The sequence below is a fragment of the Priestia sp. SIMBA_032 genome (assembly GCF_046535215.1).
Lineage (GTDB): Bacteria > Bacillota > Bacilli > Bacillales > Bacillaceae_H > Priestia > Priestia aryabhattai.
In genome coordinates this window covers 1-278 of sequence record NZ_JAWRXD010000522.1, presented here as the reverse complement: position 1 = coordinate 278, position 278 = coordinate 1, and the positions used below count along the sequence as shown (strand labels likewise).

General features: G+C 34.9%; 1 pseudogene. It reads left to right on the top strand.

The features are described from left to right. Positions 1-238: pseudogene (locus SB717_RS35385) on the top strand (hypothetical protein); the annotation flags it as partial. Positions 239-278 lie beyond the last annotated feature (40 nt).

The window sequence follows — 278 nt, the reverse complement described above, 5'->3', positions numbered from 1 at the left end:
AGGGGCACAAAAATCTTTAGTAGAAGATGAAGCCTTCTGTGCAACTCGTTTTGGGGATAAATTAGGATTGAAAAATCGAATTCCAGGCTTAAAAGAAGGGGAAGAAATTGAACTGCAAGGGGAATATGTTGATAAAACACATGTAAAAGTAGGAATTGGGAATCCAGGTGATCCAGTCATACATTTCACGCATCACCCAGTAGGTTTTGTAAATTATAAGGGTGTACATTACGAATAAATATTTGCAGAAAAATGTAGGAAGTAATATTTATTATTAG